The sequence below is a fragment of the Synechococcus sp. LTW-G genome, assembly GCF_054459035.1.
The window spans coordinates 1-16,376 of the sequence record NZ_JBTKYW010000008.1; the positions used below are offsets into that span (position 1 = coordinate 1).

A 16,376-nucleotide genomic window follows, 5' to 3' on the forward strand; every position below is an offset into this window, starting at 1 on the left:
ACCCACTCGCAGAACTGGTTCCACGCAGAAGCGCCTTGGCGCTGCTGGAGGGTGGTCGTCATGAGTACGGGAAAGAAGTGCCGTGCGCGAACGCCTGGCGGTTTATGAAGAGCTGGATATATCCAGCAATGAAACTTTAAGCGCTGTTCACGCTCGCCGTGCCCGCTTCCGATGCCGGCTGGTGATGGAAGTGATCAGCTCGGCTTATGGCCATGTGCCCCGAAACACAAAAAAGCCGGGCGCAGTTTGCTGCGCCCGGCCAGGGGGTTCAAACAAGTGGGCGATACTGGATTCGAACCAGTGACCCCTTCCGTGTGAAGGAAGTGCGCTACCGCTGTGCTAATCGCCCGCGTGCGCTCATCGCTCGCGCAGACAGAGCTTAGATCATGGCCCGCGCGGCGGGCCTACTCAGCGCCGCCGCGGAAGAGGTGGTTGTGGCTCGCTGAATAGAGCTTGGAGCGGGGGTCCCCAGGGGCCGCCAGGGCGGGGCTCACCACGTAGAGGGTCGTGCGGATCAGCTCGCGCTCGCGGCTGACCCGATCGATGTCCTTCAGGGGGACAACGCTGATCCACTCATCGGGCCAGCTGACGCGATAGCCAATCGCCACAGGGGTGTCCGCTGGATAGTGCAGCAGCAGTTCACGCTGCACCTCCTCGACGTGCCGAGCACTGAGGTACAGGCAAAGCGAGGCCTTGAGCGATGCCAGACGCTCCAGGGACTCGCTCTCTGGCACGCCGGTTCGCCCCCCTGCCCGTCCAAGCACAATCGTCTGCACCAGTCCGGGAATGGTGAGCTCGCTGTTCAGGCGGGCGGCAGTGGCCTGATAGGCACTGAGTCCGGGGACGACCTCCACGGCAACATCGGCATCGAGCAAGCGGCAGAGCTGTTCGTTGAGGGCGCTGTAGAGGCAAGTGTCTCCGTCATGCAGGCGCACCACGCGCTTGCCCTGCTTGACGCGATCAAGCATCAGCAGCATCACCTCCTCCAAGGTCAGGGTGCTGGTTCGGATCCGCTCGCACTCCTGGGGCGCCATTGCCGCCAACTGCGGATTCACCAGCGAATCGGTCCAGATCAGGACCTCCGCTTGTTCAATCGTTCTGGCTGCGCGCAGGGTCAGCAGATCGGGAGCGCCTGGGCCCGCTCCAACAATCCAGACCTTTCCCGTGGTCGTGCTCATGGCTGCACTCCGCTGGGGTCGGGTAGGGGGCGTTTGCGGCCATAGAGCCAGTAGAGGCCCAAGCCACCCAGCGCGATCAAGACCAGGCTGATCAGCTGGGCCATGCGCAGTCCACCGGCGCAGTAGGGCGGCGTCCCCATCAGGCAGAGCGGATCAATCCGCAGTCCTTCAATCCAAAGGCGACCGCAGCTGTAACTCATCAGATAGACGCAGCTCAGGGCGCCAGCAGGCAGTGCGATCCGCCCTTCCATCCCCCGCCGAAACAGCCAGAGCAGCAGCAGCAGGACGCCCAGGTTCCAGATCGACTCGTAGAGAAAGGTCGGGTGAAAGGTCGATTGATCGAGAAATTCAACCGGTCGGTTCGAAAACGGGATGGTCAGCTTCCAGGGAAGGTCCGTGGGAAGACCGAAGGCCTCGGAATTAAAAAAGTTCCCCCAGCGACCGATGGCCTGGCCGAGCGCCACCGAGGGAAGCAGGACATCCAGCAGATTCCAGAAGGCGATCTTGCGCCAGCGGCTGTAGAGGATCACCGCCAAGGTCCCACCAATCAGGGCCCCATGGATGGCAATGCCGCCGCGCCAGATGGCCAGTGCATCCAGCCAGTTGAAGCGGTACTGACGCCACTCAAAGGTGACGTAGTAGATCCGAGCACCAACGACGGCCGCCAGGACCAGCAGCGGCAGCAGATCGGCGATCAGCGTCGAATCGATGCCCCGCTCTTTGCCAAGGCGCGTGGCCAGGGCGAGTCCGCAGAGCACCGCAATCGCGATGAGCAGCCCGTACCAACGCAAAGAAAATGGCCCCAGCTGAAATAGCAAGGGGCCAGGGGAGGTGAACACAGCGAAGGGCATCAAAGGCCTTCGGCGGCCTGCACCTTCTCGAACTGCTTCTTCTTCAGAACAAGCATGATCTGGGCAAGAGCCACGGCGGCGAAGAAGGCCAGCAAGCCGTAGATGCGCACAGGGTTCTGCAGAACGACCTCAGCATCCAGCTGACCGAAGCCACCCACGTTGGGGTCATTGGTCAGGGCTGCACCAGCGGCGACTACATCGCCCACTTGGGCAGTGATGGTGGGGCCAGCGGGGATGGTGTCGCTCACGCTGTTGCCGTCGGCGGTCTTGATGACGACAACGGAGGCACCGGCGTCACCGGCGTTGATCGCTTCAACGGTGCCAGCAGCAGAAGCGTTGAAGACGCCGTTGTTGCTCTTCTCACCGGTGGGGTACACCTGACCGCGGCCGCGGTTACCGCCGACGTGCAGCTGGAACTTGCCGAAGTGGATGTTGCTATCGGCAGCGGGGTCAGGCGAGAGGATCGGGAAGACGATCTTCTGGTGGTCATCGCCGGGCAGGGGACCGACCAACAGGATGTTGGGGTTCTCTTCGTCCCAGGTGGTGACGTAAACGCCTTCGGTCTCTTCCTTGAGTTCGTCGGTCAGACGATCAGCGGGAGCGAGTTTGAAACCGTCGGGAAGCATCACGACAGCACCCACGTTCAGGCCGGTGGGAGAGCCATCGCCAGACACCTGCTGAACGCTGGTGTCGTAAGGGATCTCGACTTCAACCTTGAAGACCTCATCGGGGAAGACCGCTTGGGGCAGTTCCACGTGGGTGGGCTTCTTCGCCAGGTGGCAGTTGGCGCAGGCCAGCTTGCCGGTGGCTTCCCGGGGGTAGTCGTATTGCTGCTGTGCCCAGAAGGGATAAGCCCAGCTGGCCTGAGGAGCAAAGAAGAGTGCGCCGAGAACCAGAACCGAACTCAGCAGCAGGGAGAAGGAGCGACGCATGGGGCGTGGGGGCGAGAGGGAAACGGTTGGGGAGGAGATCAGACCCACCAGGGCTTCTCGCCGGTGCGGAAATCAGTTTCGGTCCACTGGCTCAGGAACACGTTGTCGTTCTCGACCGAGACGTGTGCAAGGGCCAGGGAGAGGGGGGCAGGGCCGCGCACCACCTTGCCGGTGTTGTCGTACTGCGAGCCGTGGCAGGGGCACATGAACTTGTTGGCCGCTGCGTTCCAGGGCACAACGCAACCCAGGTGGGTGCAGATGGCATTAATGCCGTAGCTGCCGATGGCATCACTGCCTTCGACGATCAGGTAGGTGGGGTCGCCCTTGAGGCCTTGCACCAGGTTGCGATCACCCTCGCGGTGGTCGCTCAGCCAGCCACTGGCGGTGACGGAGTTACCCAGCTCGTCCTTGGCGGCCGTACCACCGCCGGAGCCAGCGGCCTTCGGGGGGATGAAGTAGTTGGCCACCGGGTAGAGGGCGCCAAGGGCAACTCCGGTCACCGAACCGAAGGTCAGCAGGTTCATGAACTGCCGGCGACCCATTCCGGGGACATCACCGCTCGAGGCGCTCGCTGGGATTTGGGTCATACGGGGCGGCCTGCAGCCACATCGACGTGGGGGCCATTATGGACCTTGTCGTTCCCGCAACGGGCCCGAACTGCAGGCAGGTGGCCGAAGCCTGCAACATGCTGTTGCGAGGGCGTCTTGCTTTGCCTTGCTGTGACTGAGTCACCTGCCGCTCCCCTGGCCACTGCGGAGATCCTTGAGACCCTGCGGGGCCGTTGGCAGGCCTCCTACGACCTACAGCTGACGTCCCGGCGCGGTCGCCTTTATTTGCAGGTGATGTGGGCGTACCTCGAGCAGCAATCCTTTCCCCTGGATGCCGAGCAGTACACCGCCAAGCTCGACGAGCTTGTGGCCACCCTCAATGGGCTTGGTGTGGCCGGACAGGTTCGCCAATGGCTCACCACCACCAATGACAAACCCCGCCTGGGCAAGGCGATGAACCTGGCCCTAGAGCTTCCTGAGGGGCGGGCGAGTGAGTTCCTGCTCTGATCTAGGCCGGCCGTTGGACCACCCGAGCCAAGCCAACACCGACGAGATAGAGCGCCGTGATGGCGCCACTGAGCAGCAGCATCGTGATCGGGTCCGTCGAGGGGGTCAGCACAGCCCCGGCCAGGGCGGAGGCCATCACCACAAAACGCCAGGCCGAGAGCATGGACTCTGAGCGCACGAGTCCCAGGGCTGCCAGCAGCATCTGCAGCACGGGTAGTTGGAAGGCCAAAGCGGTGGCCACCATCAACAGCAGCACGAAGTCCAGATAGCGCTCGATGGACCACAGCGGCTCCACGACATCCGCGCCGTAACTCACGAGGAAGTTCAGGGCGGCTGGAACCAGGGCCCACCAGGCAAAGGCCAGGCCCGCCAGAAAGAGCACGGCGGACCCCGCGACCGCTGGAGCCACGAGCTTTTGTTCCCTGCGGGTCAGGCCGGGTAGGACGAAGGCCAGGCCTTCGTAGAGGACGTAGGGCAGGGCCAGGGTGAGACCGGCGTAGCCCGCCACTTTCAAAGAGACCAGCAGGAATTCCCCCGGGGCCAGCTGCAGGAAGTGAATGCCGTGGGCGGGTACCTCAAGCAGGCGTACAAGCGGCCGGACAAACAGCAGGCACGCGGCCGCGCCGACGACCACCGCTAGCAGGCTGCGCAGGACGCGGCTGCGCAACTCCTCGAGGTGCCCAACGAGGGTCATCTCCACCTCGGAGGGGAAGTCCTCTTGCACTTCAGCGGCCGGAATCTTGATGGGAGGCGGCGGCGCGACTCCAGCGGGGCGACCGTCAGGGCCCTGGGGTTGATCGCTCATGACTGTTGCTCCCCACTGAGGCTAAGGGGTTTGCCGCGCAGTAGTGCCTCAGCGGCGTCGGGGTCAGCCCAGAGGACTTCCCCGCCGCGGTGCCTGACCGTGCCTGGACCCGCCCCAGGGATCCGCTGCAACTGCTCACAGGGGGTCATGACCACCGCCACCTGGCGATTGCCGCGGGCACGGCTGAAGTGGGCCGCTAGGCTGGCCGCCGCCTGAAGATCGCTGTCCTCCGCAGGGGCGACTGAACTCTTCAGCACCACATGGCTGCCGGGGCACTCCTGGGCGTGGAACCAGAGATCCCCCTTGCGGGCCTGTTGGAGGCTGATCCACTCGTTCTGGCGGTGATTGCGGCCAACTTGGATCGTTAGACCCCTTGGGCTGGTGACGGATAGGGGGCTGGGATCCCCCTGCGCTCGCCTGCGTTCCTTGCGGTTGCTGGGTTGGCGTTGCCAGAGCCTCTCGCTGTCCTCTTCGAGGGCCTGCAGTTGCAGGAGCCCGTTGGCGGGGTCCCATTGACACTCGAGCTGGATGAGCTCCAGGAAGGTCAGGCTCGCCTCCAGTTGCTCAAGTTGCTGCTGGTGCTGGGCCAGTCGGGGGGTGATGGCGGCCACGGAGCGCCGCAGACGCCGCGCTTTTTTGTAGAGCTTCTGGGCCTCGTTCACCGTGTCTCGGCTGGGGTTGGCTTGGCAGAGCAGGGCGTCGGCCTGCTCCTGCAGTCCAGTGCTGTTGCCGACTTGATCCAGGAGCGCTTGCTGTTGCTGCTGTTGCTGCCGTTCGCGCTCCAAGGCCCGCTCGAGCCGCTGCTTGAGGGCCTGCTGCCGCTGTTGAAAGGTCCTGGCTTGCAAGCGATCGCGGTGATAGCTCGCCAGCTGGGCGTTGAGGCTGTCTGGCTGCTCTGGTGCGCGCTCGCTGCTCCAGCAGCAGTACCCCCCGCCCTCGTCCAGGCGGAATACGAAACGTTCCTCCTCCAGGGCCTCGAGCCAGAGCTGCCAGCGCTGCCAGAGCTGGTCCCAGGTCACCGGGCTGAGGCCCTGTGCGGGTTGATCGAGTAGGTCATCGCCGAGTCCCGCGACCAATTGGCGCGCGAGTGCTGGGCTGATGCCTTGATAGGCGCTGGTCAGGGCGCGTTTTAGCGGCAGCGGCAGCAGTTGCAGTTCGCTTTTCCAGTGCTCAAAGCTCTCGCTGCGGCTGGGGCAGCGACCGCCCATGGGCGGTGGGGCGCAGTAGAGATCGCCGGTGCTGATCGGCCTTAGGCGGGACTGGTTATCGCGGACCTGCCGGGCCACGGCCACGACCCTGCGGTCTTGATCCAGCAGGAAGACATTGCTGTGGCGGCCCATTAACTCCAGGACCAGGCTCCGCTGGGCCGGCTCCCCCGGCCTGGTGGCGAAGTCCAGTTCCACCACCCGCTCCCAACCGTCTTGTTGGAGGCCGGTGAGCGCCAGCCCGCTCAGTCCGTGCTGGAGCTGTTGCGCCAGGGTGCTGCCATCCCCCTGCTTGGGGGGAGGCGGGATCTCCAGCAGGCGCGGTGCTTCGGCCAGCCAGCTGAGCTCGAGCCAGAGCCGCCGCTCCAGCGTGCGGAATCCCAGGTGAAGGGTCTGCCCGTCGGCCTGTTGGGCTTTCTCAAAGCGGCTGGGCACCAGTTGCGGCCGCAGTTCCGCCAACACCGCACGAAGGCTGGTGAGGTCCATGGCCTGGAGGGACTGGGCGGCCATGGTCTGCGCCGATTCGCTGCGGAGGCACTCTTACTCTGCAGGGCCATGGTTGAGTCCCAATGGCGGAAGAGACCTCCTCCAGCGGCCGGTTGTTTCTGATCACGGGCCCCAGTGGAGTCGGCAAGGGGACCTTGGTGACTGCCCTGCTGGAGCGTCATCCCGAGATCTGGCTTTCGATTTCAGCGACCACCCGCTCCCCCCGCAGCGGTGAGGTGGATGGCACGAGCTATTTCTTTTTGAACCGGGCTGATTTCGACGCCAAGGTCTCCCAAGGGGGCTTGCTCGAGTGGGCCGAGTTCGCCGGTAACTGCTATGGCACCCCCCGTGAGCCCGTGGAGGCTCAGCTTCAAGCGGGCCGGCCGGTCCTGCTGGAGATCGAGTTGGAAGGGGCGCGTCAGGTGCGTCGCAGCTTCCCCAGCGGTTTCCAGATCTTCATCAAGCCCCCCTCCTTTGAGGAGCTCGAGCGGCGCATTCGCGGACGGGGAACCGATAGCGAGGAGGCCATTGTTCGGCGGCTAGAGCGAGCCCGGGTGGAGCTGCAGGCCGAGTCCGAATTCGATGCGGTGATCGTCAATGGCGATCTGACGGAGGCCTTGAAGCAGCTGGAGCAGTTGATGGGGCTTGGCTAGGGGCGCTGGGCAATAAAAAAAGGCCCCGATTGGGGCCTTTTTCAATGGCAACTGCCGATCACATCGGGTGGAAGAGGAGATCGGGGAAGAAGCGGTTGAATTCGATCAAGATGCCAGCGGTGACGGTGAACCAGATCGCGGCGAAGACCGGGGCGGTGGTCAGGAACTTTTTCATCGGAATGACGTTGAAAGAGTGGAGATAACCCGCCGCGATCAGCGGGGGGAGACGGTGATCTTGTCGTCGGATTCGGTCAGCTTGCCGCCGCTGAGTTCAGCGAAGGCAGCGATGGGCCAAGTGGCTGCAGCCAGGGTGCTCTTGAAGGCCAGAGACAGGTCGATCTGGATTTCCTTCATGGCGGCGTCCTTGCTGCCACGGATGGCCATCAGGTAGTTGCGACCGGCCCAGCCGATGCAACCAGCGATGTAGAGGAAGGCGATGCCGGGGATGATGAAGTCACCAGCGTGGCTGAGGCGACCATCCACGATCAGGTGGGGCAGGCCATCAGCGCCGCAGGAGGCCTGGCTGTACATCTCGAAGCGCGCCTTGGCCTGGGGGGTGGAGGCGGCGGCGGCCCGGGATTGGAAGCGTGCGCTTTCAGCGCAGGGGGTCAGGCCTGCAACATCAGCTTTCGCCACGGGGGCGAAGCCGAAGATCAGCAGGGCAGAAATGAGAACTGCAAAAAGGCGGCGCATCGTCAGGTCCAGCTGCTGCACGGCAGGATGTCACTTACGGACAGTAAGAGAGCTCTCCAGACCTAATGCCCACGCTGCTGGCCCTCGAAACAAGTTGTGACGAGTCAGCCGCAGCCGTTGTGTGTAATCAAACGGTGCTCGCGAGCGCGGTTGCAACGCAAATGGAGGAGCACGCCCGTTGGGGTGGCGTCGTTCCGGAAATCGCCTCCAGACGCCATGTGGAGGCGCTGCCCCATCTGATTGAACAAGTGATGGCGCAGAGCGGCGTCAGTTACCAGGAGCTCGATGCCATCGCGGCGACCGCGGCCCCAGGGTTGGTCGGTGCGCTGTTGATCGGATCGGTGACAGGGCGGAGCCTGGCCCGCCTTCACGGAAAACCGTTTCTGGGGGTCCATCACCTGGAGGGGCACCTCTGCTCGGTCCAGCTGGGAGATCCCCTGCCGCCTGGACCCTATTTGGTGCTTCTGGTCAGCGGTGGGCACACCGAGATGATCCGTGTGGATGGTCCCGGTGACTACACGCGTCTTGCTCGCAGTCGCGATGACGCCGCCGGTGAGGCCTTTGACAAGGTCGCCCGTCTATTGGGCCTGGGCTATCCGGGAGGCCCGGCCGTTCAGGCCGCCGCCGCCAGTGGCGATTCCAAGCGTTTCAGCCTTCCCAAGGGCCGGCTGTCTCGGCCCGAGGGGGGCTTCCATCCCTACGACTTCAGCTTCAGCGGTCTCAAGACGGCGGTTCTGCGGCTGGTCAATCAACTGCGGGCCGAGGAAGCCGCCGGCGGCGAGCCGTTTCCCTTGGCGGATGTGGCGGCGAGCTTTGAGCAGGTGGTCGCCGACGTCCTGGTCGAGCGCACGACCCGCTGCGCCCGCGATCAGGGACTGAAGACCATCGTCATGGTGGGCGGAGTGGCGGCAAACCATCGTTTGCGCGCGCGGCTGGAGGAGCGTTGCCAGGCGCTTGCGCTCGAGTGGCGGGTAGCGCCTCTGGCCTACTGCACCGATAACGCCGCAATGATCGGTGTGGCGGCTGAACAGCGCTTCCGTGCTGGCGCACAAAGCTCGATTGAGCTGGCTGTGACGCCCAGGCTGCCCCTGGAGCAGGCTCCGGTTCTTTATGAACCCCAGGCGCCCTTCTGATTTCCGTAGGCTGCTTGGAGTTTGAAGGCAGAGGCGATGGCCACTGCAGACTCCGCCCCTACCCCAGGCCAGGTTGTTGAAGCGGCTCCTGAGGAGCTGAACCAGTGGAAGCGCGGCTTTACGCCTCAGGCTGAAATCTGGAACGGCCGCATGGCGATGGTGGGCCTCTCCGTTGGCTTGAGTGTCTTGCTGATTGCCCGCCTCGCCGGCAAGGTCTAGTCCTTGCCCCGCAGGACTTGGCCAAGTTCGTTGGGCTTGAGGCTTTGGGCGAGGGCCGCCTCGGCTGAAGTCCTTCCCCCTTCCACCAAGGCGATCAGGGCCTGATTGGCGGTTTGCATGCCATCAAAGCCGCTGCGGGCCATGATCGATTCGATCTCTTCAAGCTCACCGCGCTCGAGGTAGTCCTTGCAGGCGTCGGTGTTGATCAAGATGTCGTGAAAGGCGGCGCGTTTGCCGTCGCTCGTTTTGATCAGCCCTTGGGCGACTACCCCGAGCAGGCTTTCCGCCAGGGAGCGCCGCAGACTGCCTTGGTCCTGGGGCGGAACCATCCCCAGAACCCGCTCGACGGTTTTGACGGCCGAATTGGTGTGCAGGGTGCCGAAGACCAGGTGACCGGTCTGGGATGCCTCAAGGGCAGTGGTCAGGGTCTCGCCGTCGCGAATTTCCCCAATCAGGATCACGTCGGGGTCTTCCCTCAGGGCAGCCCTGAGGGCGCTCGGAAAGTGCTTGGTGTGCTGCCCGACTTCGCGGTGGCGAATCAAGGACTGCTGGCTGCGGTGCACAAATTCCACCGGGTCCTCAATCGTGAGGATGTGACAGGCCCGGTTGCGATTGATCCAATCGATCATCGCGGCGAGGGTTGTGCTCTTGCCTGACCCGGTGGGACCTGTGATCAGAACAAGGCCCTTGGGTTTGGAGGCCAGCTCCTGCAGCACTGGGGGGAGCTGGAGCTCCTCAAGGCTGGCGATGGTTTGCGGAATCAGCCGCAGCACCATCGCGGGTCCCCGCAGGGAGTCCAGGAGGTTGATGCGGACCCTGACGAAGGGGAAGGCGTGGGAGCCATCAAATTCTTTGTCCCGCTGGAAGGCATCGATCTGTGCGGGGCTCAGCATTTCCCTGAGCCAGTGCTGGAAGCCCGCGGCATCGGTGACGGGCCAGCCCGTGCGCAGCATCTCGCCGCGGTCGCGGTAGCGGGGTTCCTCGCCCACCCCAAGGTGGACATCGGAGAAGCCCTGCTCCGCAGCAAGTTTGACGATGCCTTCGAGTGAGCTGGGTTGCTGCCCTTGGAGGGCTCCATCCAGTGGCTTAGTCGGGCTTTCTGCTGCTGCCGTTGCCTGCTCTGGGAACAGCCCGATGGGGAAGGGCGAACTGTTGCTCACTGGCCCGCAGGCGCGCTGCCGTCACTGTTGCTGCAAATCCGATCAGGGGCAGCTTTTTTGCCCGCCATCTTTAGGATCCAGAGGTCTGCCAACGGCACCTGAGTGAGCGCTCCCCACAACGTCTGCATCGTGTTGGGAACCCGTCCGGAGGCGATCAAGCTCGCTCCGGTGATCCAGGCCTTCCAGCAGTCCGATGACTTCAACACCCGGGTGGTGCTGACCGGTCAGCACCGGGAGATGGTGACCCAGGTGATGGAGCTGTTTGACCTGCAGGCCGACCACGACCTGGCCTTGATGGCCCCCAAGCAAACCCTGACCCACATCACCTGCGCGGCGCTGCAGGGGTTGAAGGCTGAGTTTGAGCAGTTCCCCCCTGACTTGGTCTTGGTGCAGGGGGACACCACAACGGCCTTTGCTTCCGCCTTGGCGGCGTTCTACGAGCAGATCCCTGTGGGCCACGTGGAAGCGGGCCTGCGGACCGACAATATTTTTGATCCCTACCCCGAGGAGGCCAACCGCCGTCTGATCTCCCAGGTGGCCCTGCTGCACTTTGCTCCGACCCACGTCTCGGCCCGCAACCTCGCGGCCTCTGGGGTGGTGGGCCAAACCATCACCACCGGCAACACGGTGATTGATGCGCTGTTGTTGATGGCGAAAAAAGCTCCCCCGTTTGAGCTGCCGGGGTTGGACTTTGAGAAGCAGCGGGTGATCCTGGCGACGGTCCACCGCAGGGAGAACTGGGGCGAGCGGCTCCAGGAGATCGGCAAGGGCTTTTTGGCGGTGCTGGAGCGCTACCCCGATACGGCGCTGCTGCTGCCGCTGCATCGCAACCCAACGGTGCGGGAGCCCCTGCAGGCACTCCTGGGCGATCACCCCCGGGCGTTCTTGACCGAACCCTTGGACTACGACCGTCTGGTGGCGGCGATGCGCGGAGCGACGCTTCTGTTGACGGACTCCGGTGGACTGCAGGAGGAGGCTCCTGCCTTGGGTAAACCTGTCCTGGTGCTGCGGCGCACCACCGAGCGGCCCGAGGCCGTGGATGCCGGCACCGCCAAGCTGATCGGCACGGACTCCGCTGACATTCTCCGGGAGGCTTCGCTGCTGCTGGATGACGCCGAGGCCTACGAAGAGATGTCCAGGGCGCACAACCCCTTCGGGGATGGCCAGGCCAGCACGCGCATCCTGGAGGCCTGCCGCAGCTTCCTCAACGAGCGCCGCCATGCGGCGGCTGAGGTGCAGGTTTAGTTCGAATCGCCTTTGCGCTTTGCCCAGGGGGGCAGGTCGATAAAGACCCGTGTCCCGGGCTTGATGCCGTCAAGGATTTGGGTGTTGCGGCCGCTACTGGCTCCGAGGGTCACGGCTTGGAACTTGGGCTGGTTGCCCGGGCCCACCAGCAGCACCCCAGGCTTGCCCCGCTCGGTCACGACCGCCACCGTCGGCACCAGCGTCCGCGGGGGGAGGTTCCCGGTATTGAAGTCGATGTCGGCGGTCATGCCGATGCGCAGCTCAGGCGCCGGCTCGACGAACTTCAGGGTGACCTCAAAGGAGGTGACGTTGTTGAGCTTGGCCGCGCGCGGAGCGATCTGACGGACCTGGGCCTTGAAGCGACGGTCCGGGAAGGCATCGACGCGCACCGAGCCGGTTTGTCCGAGCTTGATCCGGCCGATGTCGCTTTCTGGCACCTTGGCCACGGCCTCGAGGCCCTGGGCCAACTCAACGATGGAGGAGCTGCTGGCACCGGCGGAGGCGGAGGCCGAGGTGGTGGGCGTCACGTAGGCCCCAGGGTCGGCAAACCGCGCAGTGATGGTTCCTGCAAAGGGAGCGCGGACGACCAATTCACTGCGCTCCATCTCGCGCTGCTCCAGCCGCTGTTGGGCAGCCTCGACGGCGGCGCGGTCAACGAGGTAGGCCGCCTTGGCGCTGTTGTAGTTGTCCTGGCTAATGGCGCCGTTGCGCACCAGGTTTTCCCGGCGTTGCAGTTCGCTCTGGCTACGCGCCTGTTGGGCTTTGGCCGATTGCAGTTGGGCGGAGAGCTCCTCGAGCCGGTCCTGAAGGTCACCCCCATCCATCAGGGCCAGGGCCTGGCCGGCTTTGACGCTGTCGCCCTCTTCCACATAAAGGGTCTTGAGTACCCCTTGGCGTTTGGGGCTGACGTTGACCAGGCGGAAGGCCTCCAGTTCGCCACTGGCCGTGATCAGGCCCGGCAGGGAGCCTTCCTCGGCGACGGAGGTGTAAGTGTTGAGGCTCCGGGCTTGCTTGGCGCTCCGGCTGAGGTTGAGCGCCGTTGCTCCACCGGCAATCAAAACGGTCCCTGCGAGGGCGGCGGCCCAGAAGCGACGACGGGCCAGCCAGGGGCGATCAGCCGCCAGTCTCTTGAGGCTCAAGGTGTTGCCTTGCAGCCAGGTCGCAACAGGTTGTTTTCGACGACGGTCTTGGAGCATCGCGTTGACCTGCCTGGCTCCCGGTGTCACCCCAGTCTTCCTGGTGGCGGGCAGCGGGCGGGGGTTCGGTCAGGGAGGGATCACCGCCATCAAGGGCAAACCGTAGATTCCATCGATGCTTAAAGCCGGAATCGTGGGGCTGCCCAATGTGGGCAAGTCGACCCTGTTCAACGCCTTGGTGGCCAATGCTCAAGCGGAAGCCGCCAACTATCCCTTTTGCACGATTGAGCCGAACTCCGGTGTGGTGGCGGTTCCTGATCCCCGTCTGCAGCAGCTTTCGGATCTGAGCAAGAGCAAGGAACTGATCCCGACGCGGGTGGAGTTTGTCGATATCGCCGGCCTGGTGAAGGGCGCCAGCCAAGGGGAAGGACTCGGCAACAAATTTCTGGCCAATATCCGGGAGGTGGACGCCATCGTCCACGTCGTGCGTTGCTTCGAGGATGACGACGTGATCCACGTGAGTGGGTCGGTTGGACCCGCCCGCGATGCCGAGGTGATCAACCTTGAGCTGGGCCTGGCGGACCTGTCCCAGGTGGAGAAACGCCGGGAGCGGCTGAAAAAGCAAGCGCGCACTAGCAAAGAAGCCCAGGCGGAAGACGAGGCGCTTGAGCGCATCCAGGCGGTGCTGGAGCAGGGCGGTGCCGCCCGCAGCGTCAGCCTCACAGAGGAAGAGGCCGCGATGATCAAGCCCCTGGGCTTGCTAACGGCCAAGCCAATCATCTACGCCACCAACGTCAGCGAAGACGACCTCTCCAGTGGCAATGCCTACTGCGAGGAAGTCGCGGTCTTGGCGGAGAAAGAGGGTGCAGGAACCGTGCGCATCTCCGCGCAGGTGGAGGCGGAACTGATTGAGCTGCCGGAAGAGGACCGTGCTGAATTCCTGGAAGGACTGGGCGTTGAAGAGGGAGGTCTGCAGAGCCTGATCCGGGCCACCTACAGCCTGCTGGGCTTGCGCACCTATTTCACGACGGGTGAAAAGGAAACCCGCGCTTGGACGATCAAAGCCGGCATGACCGCTCCCCAGGCCGCTGGTGTGATTCACACCGACTTCGAGCGCGGCTTTATTCGGGCCCAGACCATTGGGTACAAGCAGTTGCTTGAAGCGGGTTCACTCTCTGAAGCCCGCAATAAAGGTTGGCTGCGCGCTGAAGGGAAGGAATACGTCGTTGAAGAAGGCGACGTGATGGAGTTCCTTTTCAACGTGTAAGTCGAGCCGTTAGCGAATCAGATTCATCCCAAGAAAACCGCGGCCCAGACCTGAGCTGCGGTCCTGCAGATAGGTCAGGGCAATTTCAAAATCCATCAGCCCGGCCTCTTCGATGGTCTCCCGGCTGAGCTTGCCCTCGCTTTGCGCGGCGTAGTTGGCGTAGATCTCTTCTTTGCGCGCACCAAGGAAGCTCACCACTTCCTGAACGACAAAGTTTGCCCACTCGTTTTTGTCTTTCGCGCTGACGGCGGTGGGGCCTGGCATGGGGCGACGGAGGCGCAGTCGCACCAGTTTGGAGTCTTCAGCGCTGCCCCAGCAGCTCATCCCAACTCAGCCCATCGTTCTGGAGAGTTCGAGCGGGAATGGTGAAGGTGCTCTCCGGCCATTCCGGCCACAGGGCGCGGGTCTCGTGATCCGGGGTGATGACCACGGGGAGGGTGGCTTCCATTCAGGCCGAGATGGCTTCGCGCCCCTCAGAGTGCCTGTTCTGACTCGACTCCGTTGCGCTCTAGGCCACCGGCGGCTGTGCTCAAGCCGACAGCTTTTAGCCTGGCCTCCTGAGGATGGAGCACGTTGTCTTTTCAGCAGTTGCAGCAGTTTTTTGTGCGGGTTCAGGCTGAGCCAGCCCTGCGGCAAGCGCTGGAGGAGGCAATGACGGCCGACGATGTCGCCCGCTTGGCCCAGGACCTGGGCTTTGAGGTCTCGGGCAGTGACATCCTGCGCTTCTCGGGGCAATCGGCAGCTGGTGTGAGGGTGACTCGCATTGACCATCCGGGGGAATACCCGGGGCGCTACGTCTAGGCCTTCGTCCTCGAGAGATCAGTCATCCAGGCGCGGCCGATGTTGCCGGTTGCGTTTGACATCACCTCGCATTTTTTTACTGTCCAGACGCCGGCGAGTGGCTGCTTTCGAGGGCTTGGTGGCGCGGCGTGGTTTGGGGTCTGGCTTCAGGGCCTCGCGCAACACCGCGGCCATCTTTTCAAGGGCGAGGCAGCGGTTTTTGTACTGGGAACGGTGCTCGGAGGCCTGAATGCTGAGCACGCTCGAGCCTTTCAACTGCGGCAGCCGTGCCTGCAGTCGTTGTTTCTGAAATGGTCCAAGAACTGAGCAGGCTTCGATGTCAAAACTGAGCTCGACAGCCGTTTCCAGCTTGTTGACGTTTTGTCCGCCCGGGCCAGCGCTGCGGCGAAAGGACCAGGTCAAATCCGCCGCTGGAATCACCAGCCGTGGATGAATCACAAGCTCAAGAGCCACGGTTGGGAGCTAATCCTCCTCCAGCCAGGCCCGGAAAGTCAGGGCGCGTAGGTGCTGGACCTGACGCAGGCGCCGTAGGCGATCGATCACGTAGTACGCCAAGCCGATGGCGATGGCGGCTCGGATGAAGTACCAACTCAAGCCCCAGAGCAACACTCTGGTGAGGCTCAAGAAGGCAAACACCCAGAGCAAGATCCAGAGGGCCGAGAGCAGCAGTCGAATCAATGCGCTGTTGCGTCGCGTCATCGCTTCTTTGTGTTCTGCAATTCCCTCCGTAGGGTTTTTAGCAGAGTTCATTGGGGTGAATGCCTTCCAAGCCGCGCAATCGCATTGGTGAGGTGTATGGCCAGCTCACCGTTGTACGCGCGTCAGAGAAGCGCTCCAAGGCGGGCAATGCCTACTGGTGGTGTCGCTGCAGCTGCGGTCAGGAGCGCGAGGTGCCGAGCGACAAGCTCTCCCACAACCGCGCGCGCAAAAAGCCCACAGTGCAGGCCTGTGCGGCCTGCTCCCGTGAACTTCAAGTCGAGGCGGTCTGCGAGAAAAATGACCGTGAGGAGCGGCAACGGCGTCGTGAGGCTCTGGCCAATCGCCAGGCGCTCAAGGGCCTTGTCCCAGAGAGCTGGCTCGCCTTACCCCTGACCGATGCCCATGCCCGCGAGCAGGGTCAGGTGCTGTTTTTTCGTGGCACGCGCTGCCTGCGTGATCATTTGGCTCCCTATCGCATCAACGGCGGCTGCTTGGCCTGCTCTGGCCAGCGCCCCTCAGCGACTGTTCCAGCTGCGTTCTAGGGAGGCACGGACCTGCTCGGTGCTGGGCTCGGCGAGCTGCCGGCGGAAGGGCTGGGTGAGTCGCCAGAACTTGACCCCCGCGGCCAGGGCGAAGACGGCCCAGGGAACCAGCAGCCAGAGCTGATGCATCAGGTCCATGGGTGATCGGGCACGATCAGTCTCGCGGAAATGGCTCCTGATCTGGTGGACGAGGAACTGCGCTTTGTTCTCACGTTGCTGCTGCTCGCCATCCTTCCGGTGGGATTGCTTTTCTGGGCTTGGTTGCGGCTCTTGCCTTCCAAATCCAAGTAGCTGTTCCACAATGGCGTCAGCTCCA

General features: G+C 63.6%; 24 protein-coding genes and 1 tRNA gene. 9 read left to right on the top strand and 16 right to left on the bottom strand.

Features of this window, described 5'->3' with window-relative positions:
• Positions 1–277 precede the first annotated feature (277 nt).
• The 5 genes from ACXIQ9_RS11025 to petC all read right to left on the bottom strand — a co-directional run bounded on the left by ACXIQ9_RS11025 (position 278) and on the right by petC (position 3,548).
• A tRNA-Val gene (locus tag ACXIQ9_RS11025) sits at positions 278–349 on the bottom strand.
• Positions 350–404: 55 nt separating this feature from the next.
• Positions 405–1,178 carry a precorrin-4 C(11)-methyltransferase gene (cobM, locus tag ACXIQ9_RS11030; RefSeq protein WP_459016677.1) on the bottom strand — a complete coding sequence of 258 codons (774 nt, stop codon included), beginning with the start codon at positions 1,176–1,178 and terminating at the stop codon, positions 405–407.
• Positions 1,175–2,017 carry a prolipoprotein diacylglyceryl transferase gene (gene lgt / locus ACXIQ9_RS11035; RefSeq protein WP_459016725.1) on the bottom strand — a complete coding sequence of 281 codons (843 nt, stop codon included), beginning with the start codon at positions 2,015–2,017 and terminating at the stop codon, positions 1,175–1,177. Before lgt ends, cobM begins: the two co-directional genes overlap by 4 nt.
• 11 nt (positions 2,018–2,028) lie before the next feature.
• Entirely contained in the window at positions 2,029–2,961 is a 933-nt protein-coding gene (gene petA / locus ACXIQ9_RS11040) for a cytochrome f (RefSeq protein ID WP_459016678.1), read from the bottom strand.
• A gap of 38 nt (positions 2,962–2,999) precedes the next feature.
• A complete protein-coding gene (petC, locus tag ACXIQ9_RS11045; protein WP_010317981.1) occupies positions 3,000–3,548 on the bottom strand; it encodes a cytochrome b6-f complex iron-sulfur subunit in 549 nt (182 codons plus the stop codon).
• 132 nt (positions 3,549–3,680) lie between these two features.
• Here petC and ACXIQ9_RS11050 point away from each other — a divergent pair, with 132 nt between their 5' ends.
• A complete protein-coding gene (locus ACXIQ9_RS11050; protein WP_247479229.1) occupies positions 3,681–4,016 on the top strand; it encodes a DUF3067 family protein in 336 nt (111 codons plus the stop codon).
• 1 nt (position 4,017) lies between these two features.
• Here the strand turns inward: ACXIQ9_RS11050 and tatC are convergent, their stop codons facing one another.
• Both tatC and ACXIQ9_RS11060 read right to left on the bottom strand, forming a co-directional pair.
• Positions 4,018–4,821, bottom strand: coding sequence for a twin-arginine translocase subunit TatC (gene tatC / locus ACXIQ9_RS11055; protein WP_247479227.1), 804 nt, complete (start codon positions 4,819–4,821; stop codon positions 4,018–4,020).
• The gene (locus ACXIQ9_RS11060; protein ID WP_459016679.1) at positions 4,818–6,536 is read right to left on the bottom strand and encodes an Rqc2 family fibronectin-binding protein; all 1,719 of its coding nucleotides are present in this window, start codon (positions 6,534–6,536) and stop codon (positions 4,818–4,820) included. The genes tatC and ACXIQ9_RS11060 overlap by 4 nt, the downstream gene beginning before the upstream one ends.
• Before the next feature lie 59 nt (positions 6,537–6,595).
• Between ACXIQ9_RS11060 and gmk the strand changes: the two genes are divergently transcribed.
• Positions 6,596–7,165 (top strand): guanylate kinase, encoded by a 570-nt coding sequence (gene gmk / locus ACXIQ9_RS11065; protein ID WP_459016680.1) that lies wholly within the window; start codon positions 6,596–6,598, stop codon positions 7,163–7,165.
• 58 nt (positions 7,166–7,223) lie between these two features.
• Here gmk and psaJ read toward each other — a convergent pair whose 3' ends face one another.
• Together psaJ and ACXIQ9_RS11075 are read right to left on the bottom strand one after the other, a co-directional pair.
• The gene (psaJ, locus tag ACXIQ9_RS11070) at positions 7,224–7,340 is read right to left on the bottom strand and encodes a photosystem I reaction center subunit IX (protein WP_010317976.1); all 117 of its coding nucleotides are present in this window, start codon (positions 7,338–7,340) and stop codon (positions 7,224–7,226) included.
• A gap of 38 nt (positions 7,341–7,378) precedes the next feature.
• Positions 7,379–7,858: a photosystem I reaction center subunit III gene (locus ACXIQ9_RS11075; RefSeq protein ID WP_010317975.1), complete on the bottom strand. Its 480-nt coding sequence runs from the start codon at positions 7,856–7,858 to the stop codon at positions 7,379–7,381.
• A 65-nt stretch (positions 7,859–7,923) separates the two neighbouring features.
• On the opposite strand from ACXIQ9_RS11075, the gene tsaD reads away from it, so the two are divergent.
• Positions 7,924–8,991: a tRNA (adenosine(37)-N6)-threonylcarbamoyltransferase complex transferase subunit TsaD gene (gene tsaD, locus ACXIQ9_RS11080; RefSeq protein WP_459016681.1), complete on the top strand. Its 1,068-nt coding sequence runs from the start codon at positions 7,924–7,926 to the stop codon at positions 8,989–8,991.
• Positions 8,992–9,027: 36 nt separating this feature from the next.
• Positions 9,028–9,210 carry a high light inducible protein gene (locus tag ACXIQ9_RS11085; RefSeq protein WP_424163534.1) on the top strand — a complete coding sequence of 61 codons (183 nt, stop codon included), beginning with the start codon at positions 9,028–9,030 and terminating at the stop codon, positions 9,208–9,210.
• On the opposite strand, the gene ACXIQ9_RS11090 is transcribed toward ACXIQ9_RS11085, so the two are convergent.
• On the bottom strand, positions 9,207–10,370 hold the full coding sequence (locus ACXIQ9_RS11090) for a type IV pilus twitching motility protein PilT (RefSeq protein WP_459016682.1): 1,164 nt from the start codon (positions 10,368–10,370) through the stop codon (positions 9,207–9,209). The two genes, ACXIQ9_RS11085 and ACXIQ9_RS11090, sit on opposite strands and share 4 nt — an antisense overlap.
• A 102-nt stretch (positions 10,371–10,472) precedes the next feature.
• On the opposite strand from ACXIQ9_RS11090, the gene wecB reads away from it, so the two are divergent.
• Positions 10,473–11,615 carry a non-hydrolyzing UDP-N-acetylglucosamine 2-epimerase gene (gene wecB, locus ACXIQ9_RS11095; protein ID WP_459016683.1) on the top strand — a complete coding sequence of 381 codons (1,143 nt, stop codon included), beginning with the start codon at positions 10,473–10,475 and terminating at the stop codon, positions 11,613–11,615.
• Here wecB and ACXIQ9_RS11100 read toward each other — a convergent pair.
• On the bottom strand, positions 11,612–12,811 hold the full coding sequence (locus tag ACXIQ9_RS11100; RefSeq protein WP_296415980.1) for an efflux RND transporter periplasmic adaptor subunit: 1,200 nt from the start codon (positions 12,809–12,811) through the stop codon (positions 11,612–11,614). The two genes, wecB and ACXIQ9_RS11100, sit on opposite strands and share 4 nt — an antisense overlap.
• Positions 12,812–12,926: 115 nt before the next feature.
• Here ACXIQ9_RS11100 and ychF point away from each other — a divergent pair, with 115 nt between their 5' ends.
• Positions 12,927–14,018, top strand: coding sequence for a redox-regulated ATPase YchF (gene ychF, locus ACXIQ9_RS11105; RefSeq protein WP_296415982.1), 1,092 nt, complete (start codon positions 12,927–12,929; stop codon positions 14,016–14,018).
• A gap of 9 nt (positions 14,019–14,027) precedes the next feature.
• On the opposite strand, the gene ACXIQ9_RS11110 is transcribed toward ychF, so the two are convergent.
• The gene (locus ACXIQ9_RS11110; protein ID WP_247479738.1) at positions 14,028–14,282 is read right to left on the bottom strand and encodes a hypothetical protein; all 255 of its coding nucleotides are present in this window, start codon (positions 14,280–14,282) and stop codon (positions 14,028–14,030) included.
• A 37-nt stretch (positions 14,283–14,319) separates the two neighbouring features.
• Positions 14,320–14,466, bottom strand: a complete 147-nt coding sequence (locus ACXIQ9_RS11115) for a hypothetical protein (RefSeq protein WP_010317965.1) — start codon at positions 14,464–14,466, stop codon at positions 14,320–14,322.
• Positions 14,467–14,606: 140 nt separating this feature from the next.
• Here ACXIQ9_RS11115 and ACXIQ9_RS11120 point away from each other — a divergent pair, with 140 nt between their 5' ends.
• On the top strand, positions 14,607–14,819 hold the full coding sequence (locus ACXIQ9_RS11120) for a Nif11-like leader peptide family natural product precursor (protein WP_010317963.1): 213 nt from the start codon (positions 14,607–14,609) through the stop codon (positions 14,817–14,819).
• Between the two features lie 18 nt (positions 14,820–14,837).
• Here the strand turns inward: ACXIQ9_RS11120 and arfB are convergent, their stop codons facing one another.
• Together arfB and ACXIQ9_RS11130 are read right to left on the bottom strand one after the other, a co-directional pair.
• Positions 14,838–15,272, bottom strand: coding sequence for an alternative ribosome rescue aminoacyl-tRNA hydrolase ArfB (gene arfB, locus ACXIQ9_RS11125; RefSeq protein WP_296415984.1), 435 nt, complete (start codon positions 15,270–15,272; stop codon positions 14,838–14,840).
• A gap of 9 nt (positions 15,273–15,281) precedes the next feature.
• Positions 15,282–15,518 carry a hypothetical protein gene (locus ACXIQ9_RS11130; protein WP_010317959.1) on the bottom strand — a complete coding sequence of 79 codons (237 nt, stop codon included), beginning with the start codon at positions 15,516–15,518 and terminating at the stop codon, positions 15,282–15,284.
• Positions 15,519–15,577: 59 nt separating this feature from the next.
• On the opposite strand from ACXIQ9_RS11130, the gene ACXIQ9_RS11135 reads away from it, so the two are divergent.
• The gene (locus ACXIQ9_RS11135) at positions 15,578–16,060 is read left to right on the top strand and encodes an early protein (E6) (RefSeq protein ID WP_459016684.1); all 483 of its coding nucleotides are present in this window, start codon (positions 15,578–15,580) and stop codon (positions 16,058–16,060) included.
• Here ACXIQ9_RS11135 and ACXIQ9_RS11140 read toward each other — a convergent pair.
• Entirely contained in the window at positions 16,034–16,189 is a 156-nt protein-coding gene (locus tag ACXIQ9_RS11140) for a hypothetical protein (protein WP_296418713.1), read from the bottom strand. The genes ACXIQ9_RS11135 and ACXIQ9_RS11140 overlap by 27 nt on opposite strands.
• Before the next feature lie 39 nt (positions 16,190–16,228).
• Here ACXIQ9_RS11140 and ACXIQ9_RS11145 point away from each other — a divergent pair, with 39 nt between their 5' ends.
• On the top strand, positions 16,229–16,351 hold the full coding sequence (locus ACXIQ9_RS11145) for a hypothetical protein (protein WP_010317956.1): 123 nt from the start codon (positions 16,229–16,231) through the stop codon (positions 16,349–16,351).
• The last annotated feature ends 25 nt before the right edge of the window (positions 16,352–16,376 follow it).

Excerpts from the sequence above, each read along its gene's own strand:
- cobM (WP_459016677.1), bottom strand. The coding sequence starts at position 1,178 with ATGAGCACGACCACGGGAAAGGTCTGGATTGTTGGAGCGGGCCCAGGC.
- petA (WP_459016678.1), bottom strand. The coding sequence starts at position 2,961 with ATGCGTCGCTCCTTCTCCCTGCTGCTGAGTTCGGTTCTGGTTCTCGGC.
- petC (WP_010317981.1), bottom strand. The coding sequence starts at position 3,548 with ATGACCCAAATCCCAGCGAGCGCCTCGAGCGGTGATGTCCCCGGAATG.
- tatC (WP_247479227.1), bottom strand. The coding sequence starts at position 4,821 with ATGAGCGATCAACCCCAGGGCCCTGACGGTCGCCCCGCTGGAGTCGCG.
- ACXIQ9_RS11060 (WP_459016679.1), bottom strand. The coding sequence starts at position 6,536 with ATGGCCGCCCAGTCCCTCCAGGCCATGGACCTCACCAGCCTTCGTGCG.
- gmk (WP_459016680.1), top strand. The coding sequence starts at position 6,596 with ATGGCGGAAGAGACCTCCTCCAGCGGCCGGTTGTTTCTGATCACGGGC.
- psaJ (WP_010317976.1), bottom strand. The coding sequence starts at position 7,340 with ATGAAAAAGTTCCTGACCACCGCCCCGGTCTTCGCCGCGATCTGGTTC.
- ACXIQ9_RS11075 (WP_010317975.1), bottom strand. The coding sequence starts at position 7,858 with ATGCGCCGCCTTTTTGCAGTTCTCATTTCTGCCCTGCTGATCTTCGGC.
- tsaD (WP_459016681.1), top strand. The coding sequence starts at position 7,924 with ATGCCCACGCTGCTGGCCCTCGAAACAAGTTGTGACGAGTCAGCCGCA.
- ACXIQ9_RS11085 (WP_424163534.1), top strand. The coding sequence starts at position 9,028 with ATGGCCACTGCAGACTCCGCCCCTACCCCAGGCCAGGTTGTTGAAGCG.
- ACXIQ9_RS11100 (WP_296415980.1), bottom strand. The coding sequence starts at position 12,811 with ATGCTCCAAGACCGTCGTCGAAAACAACCTGTTGCGACCTGGCTGCAA.
- ychF (WP_296415982.1), top strand. The coding sequence starts at position 12,927 with ATGCTTAAAGCCGGAATCGTGGGGCTGCCCAATGTGGGCAAGTCGACC.
- ACXIQ9_RS11110 (WP_247479738.1), bottom strand. The coding sequence starts at position 14,282 with ATGCCAGGCCCCACCGCCGTCAGCGCGAAAGACAAAAACGAGTGGGCA.
- ACXIQ9_RS11115 (WP_010317965.1), bottom strand. The coding sequence starts at position 14,466 with ATGGAAGCCACCCTCCCCGTGGTCATCACCCCGGATCACGAGACCCGC.
- ACXIQ9_RS11130 (WP_010317959.1), bottom strand. The coding sequence starts at position 15,518 with ATGACGCGACGCAACAGCGCATTGATTCGACTGCTGCTCTCGGCCCTC.
- ACXIQ9_RS11135 (WP_459016684.1), top strand. The coding sequence starts at position 15,578 with ATGCCTTCCAAGCCGCGCAATCGCATTGGTGAGGTGTATGGCCAGCTC.
- ACXIQ9_RS11140 (WP_296418713.1), bottom strand. The coding sequence starts at position 16,189 with ATGCATCAGCTCTGGCTGCTGGTTCCCTGGGCCGTCTTCGCCCTGGCC.
- ACXIQ9_RS11145 (WP_010317956.1), top strand. The coding sequence starts at position 16,229 with ATGGCTCCTGATCTGGTGGACGAGGAACTGCGCTTTGTTCTCACGTTG.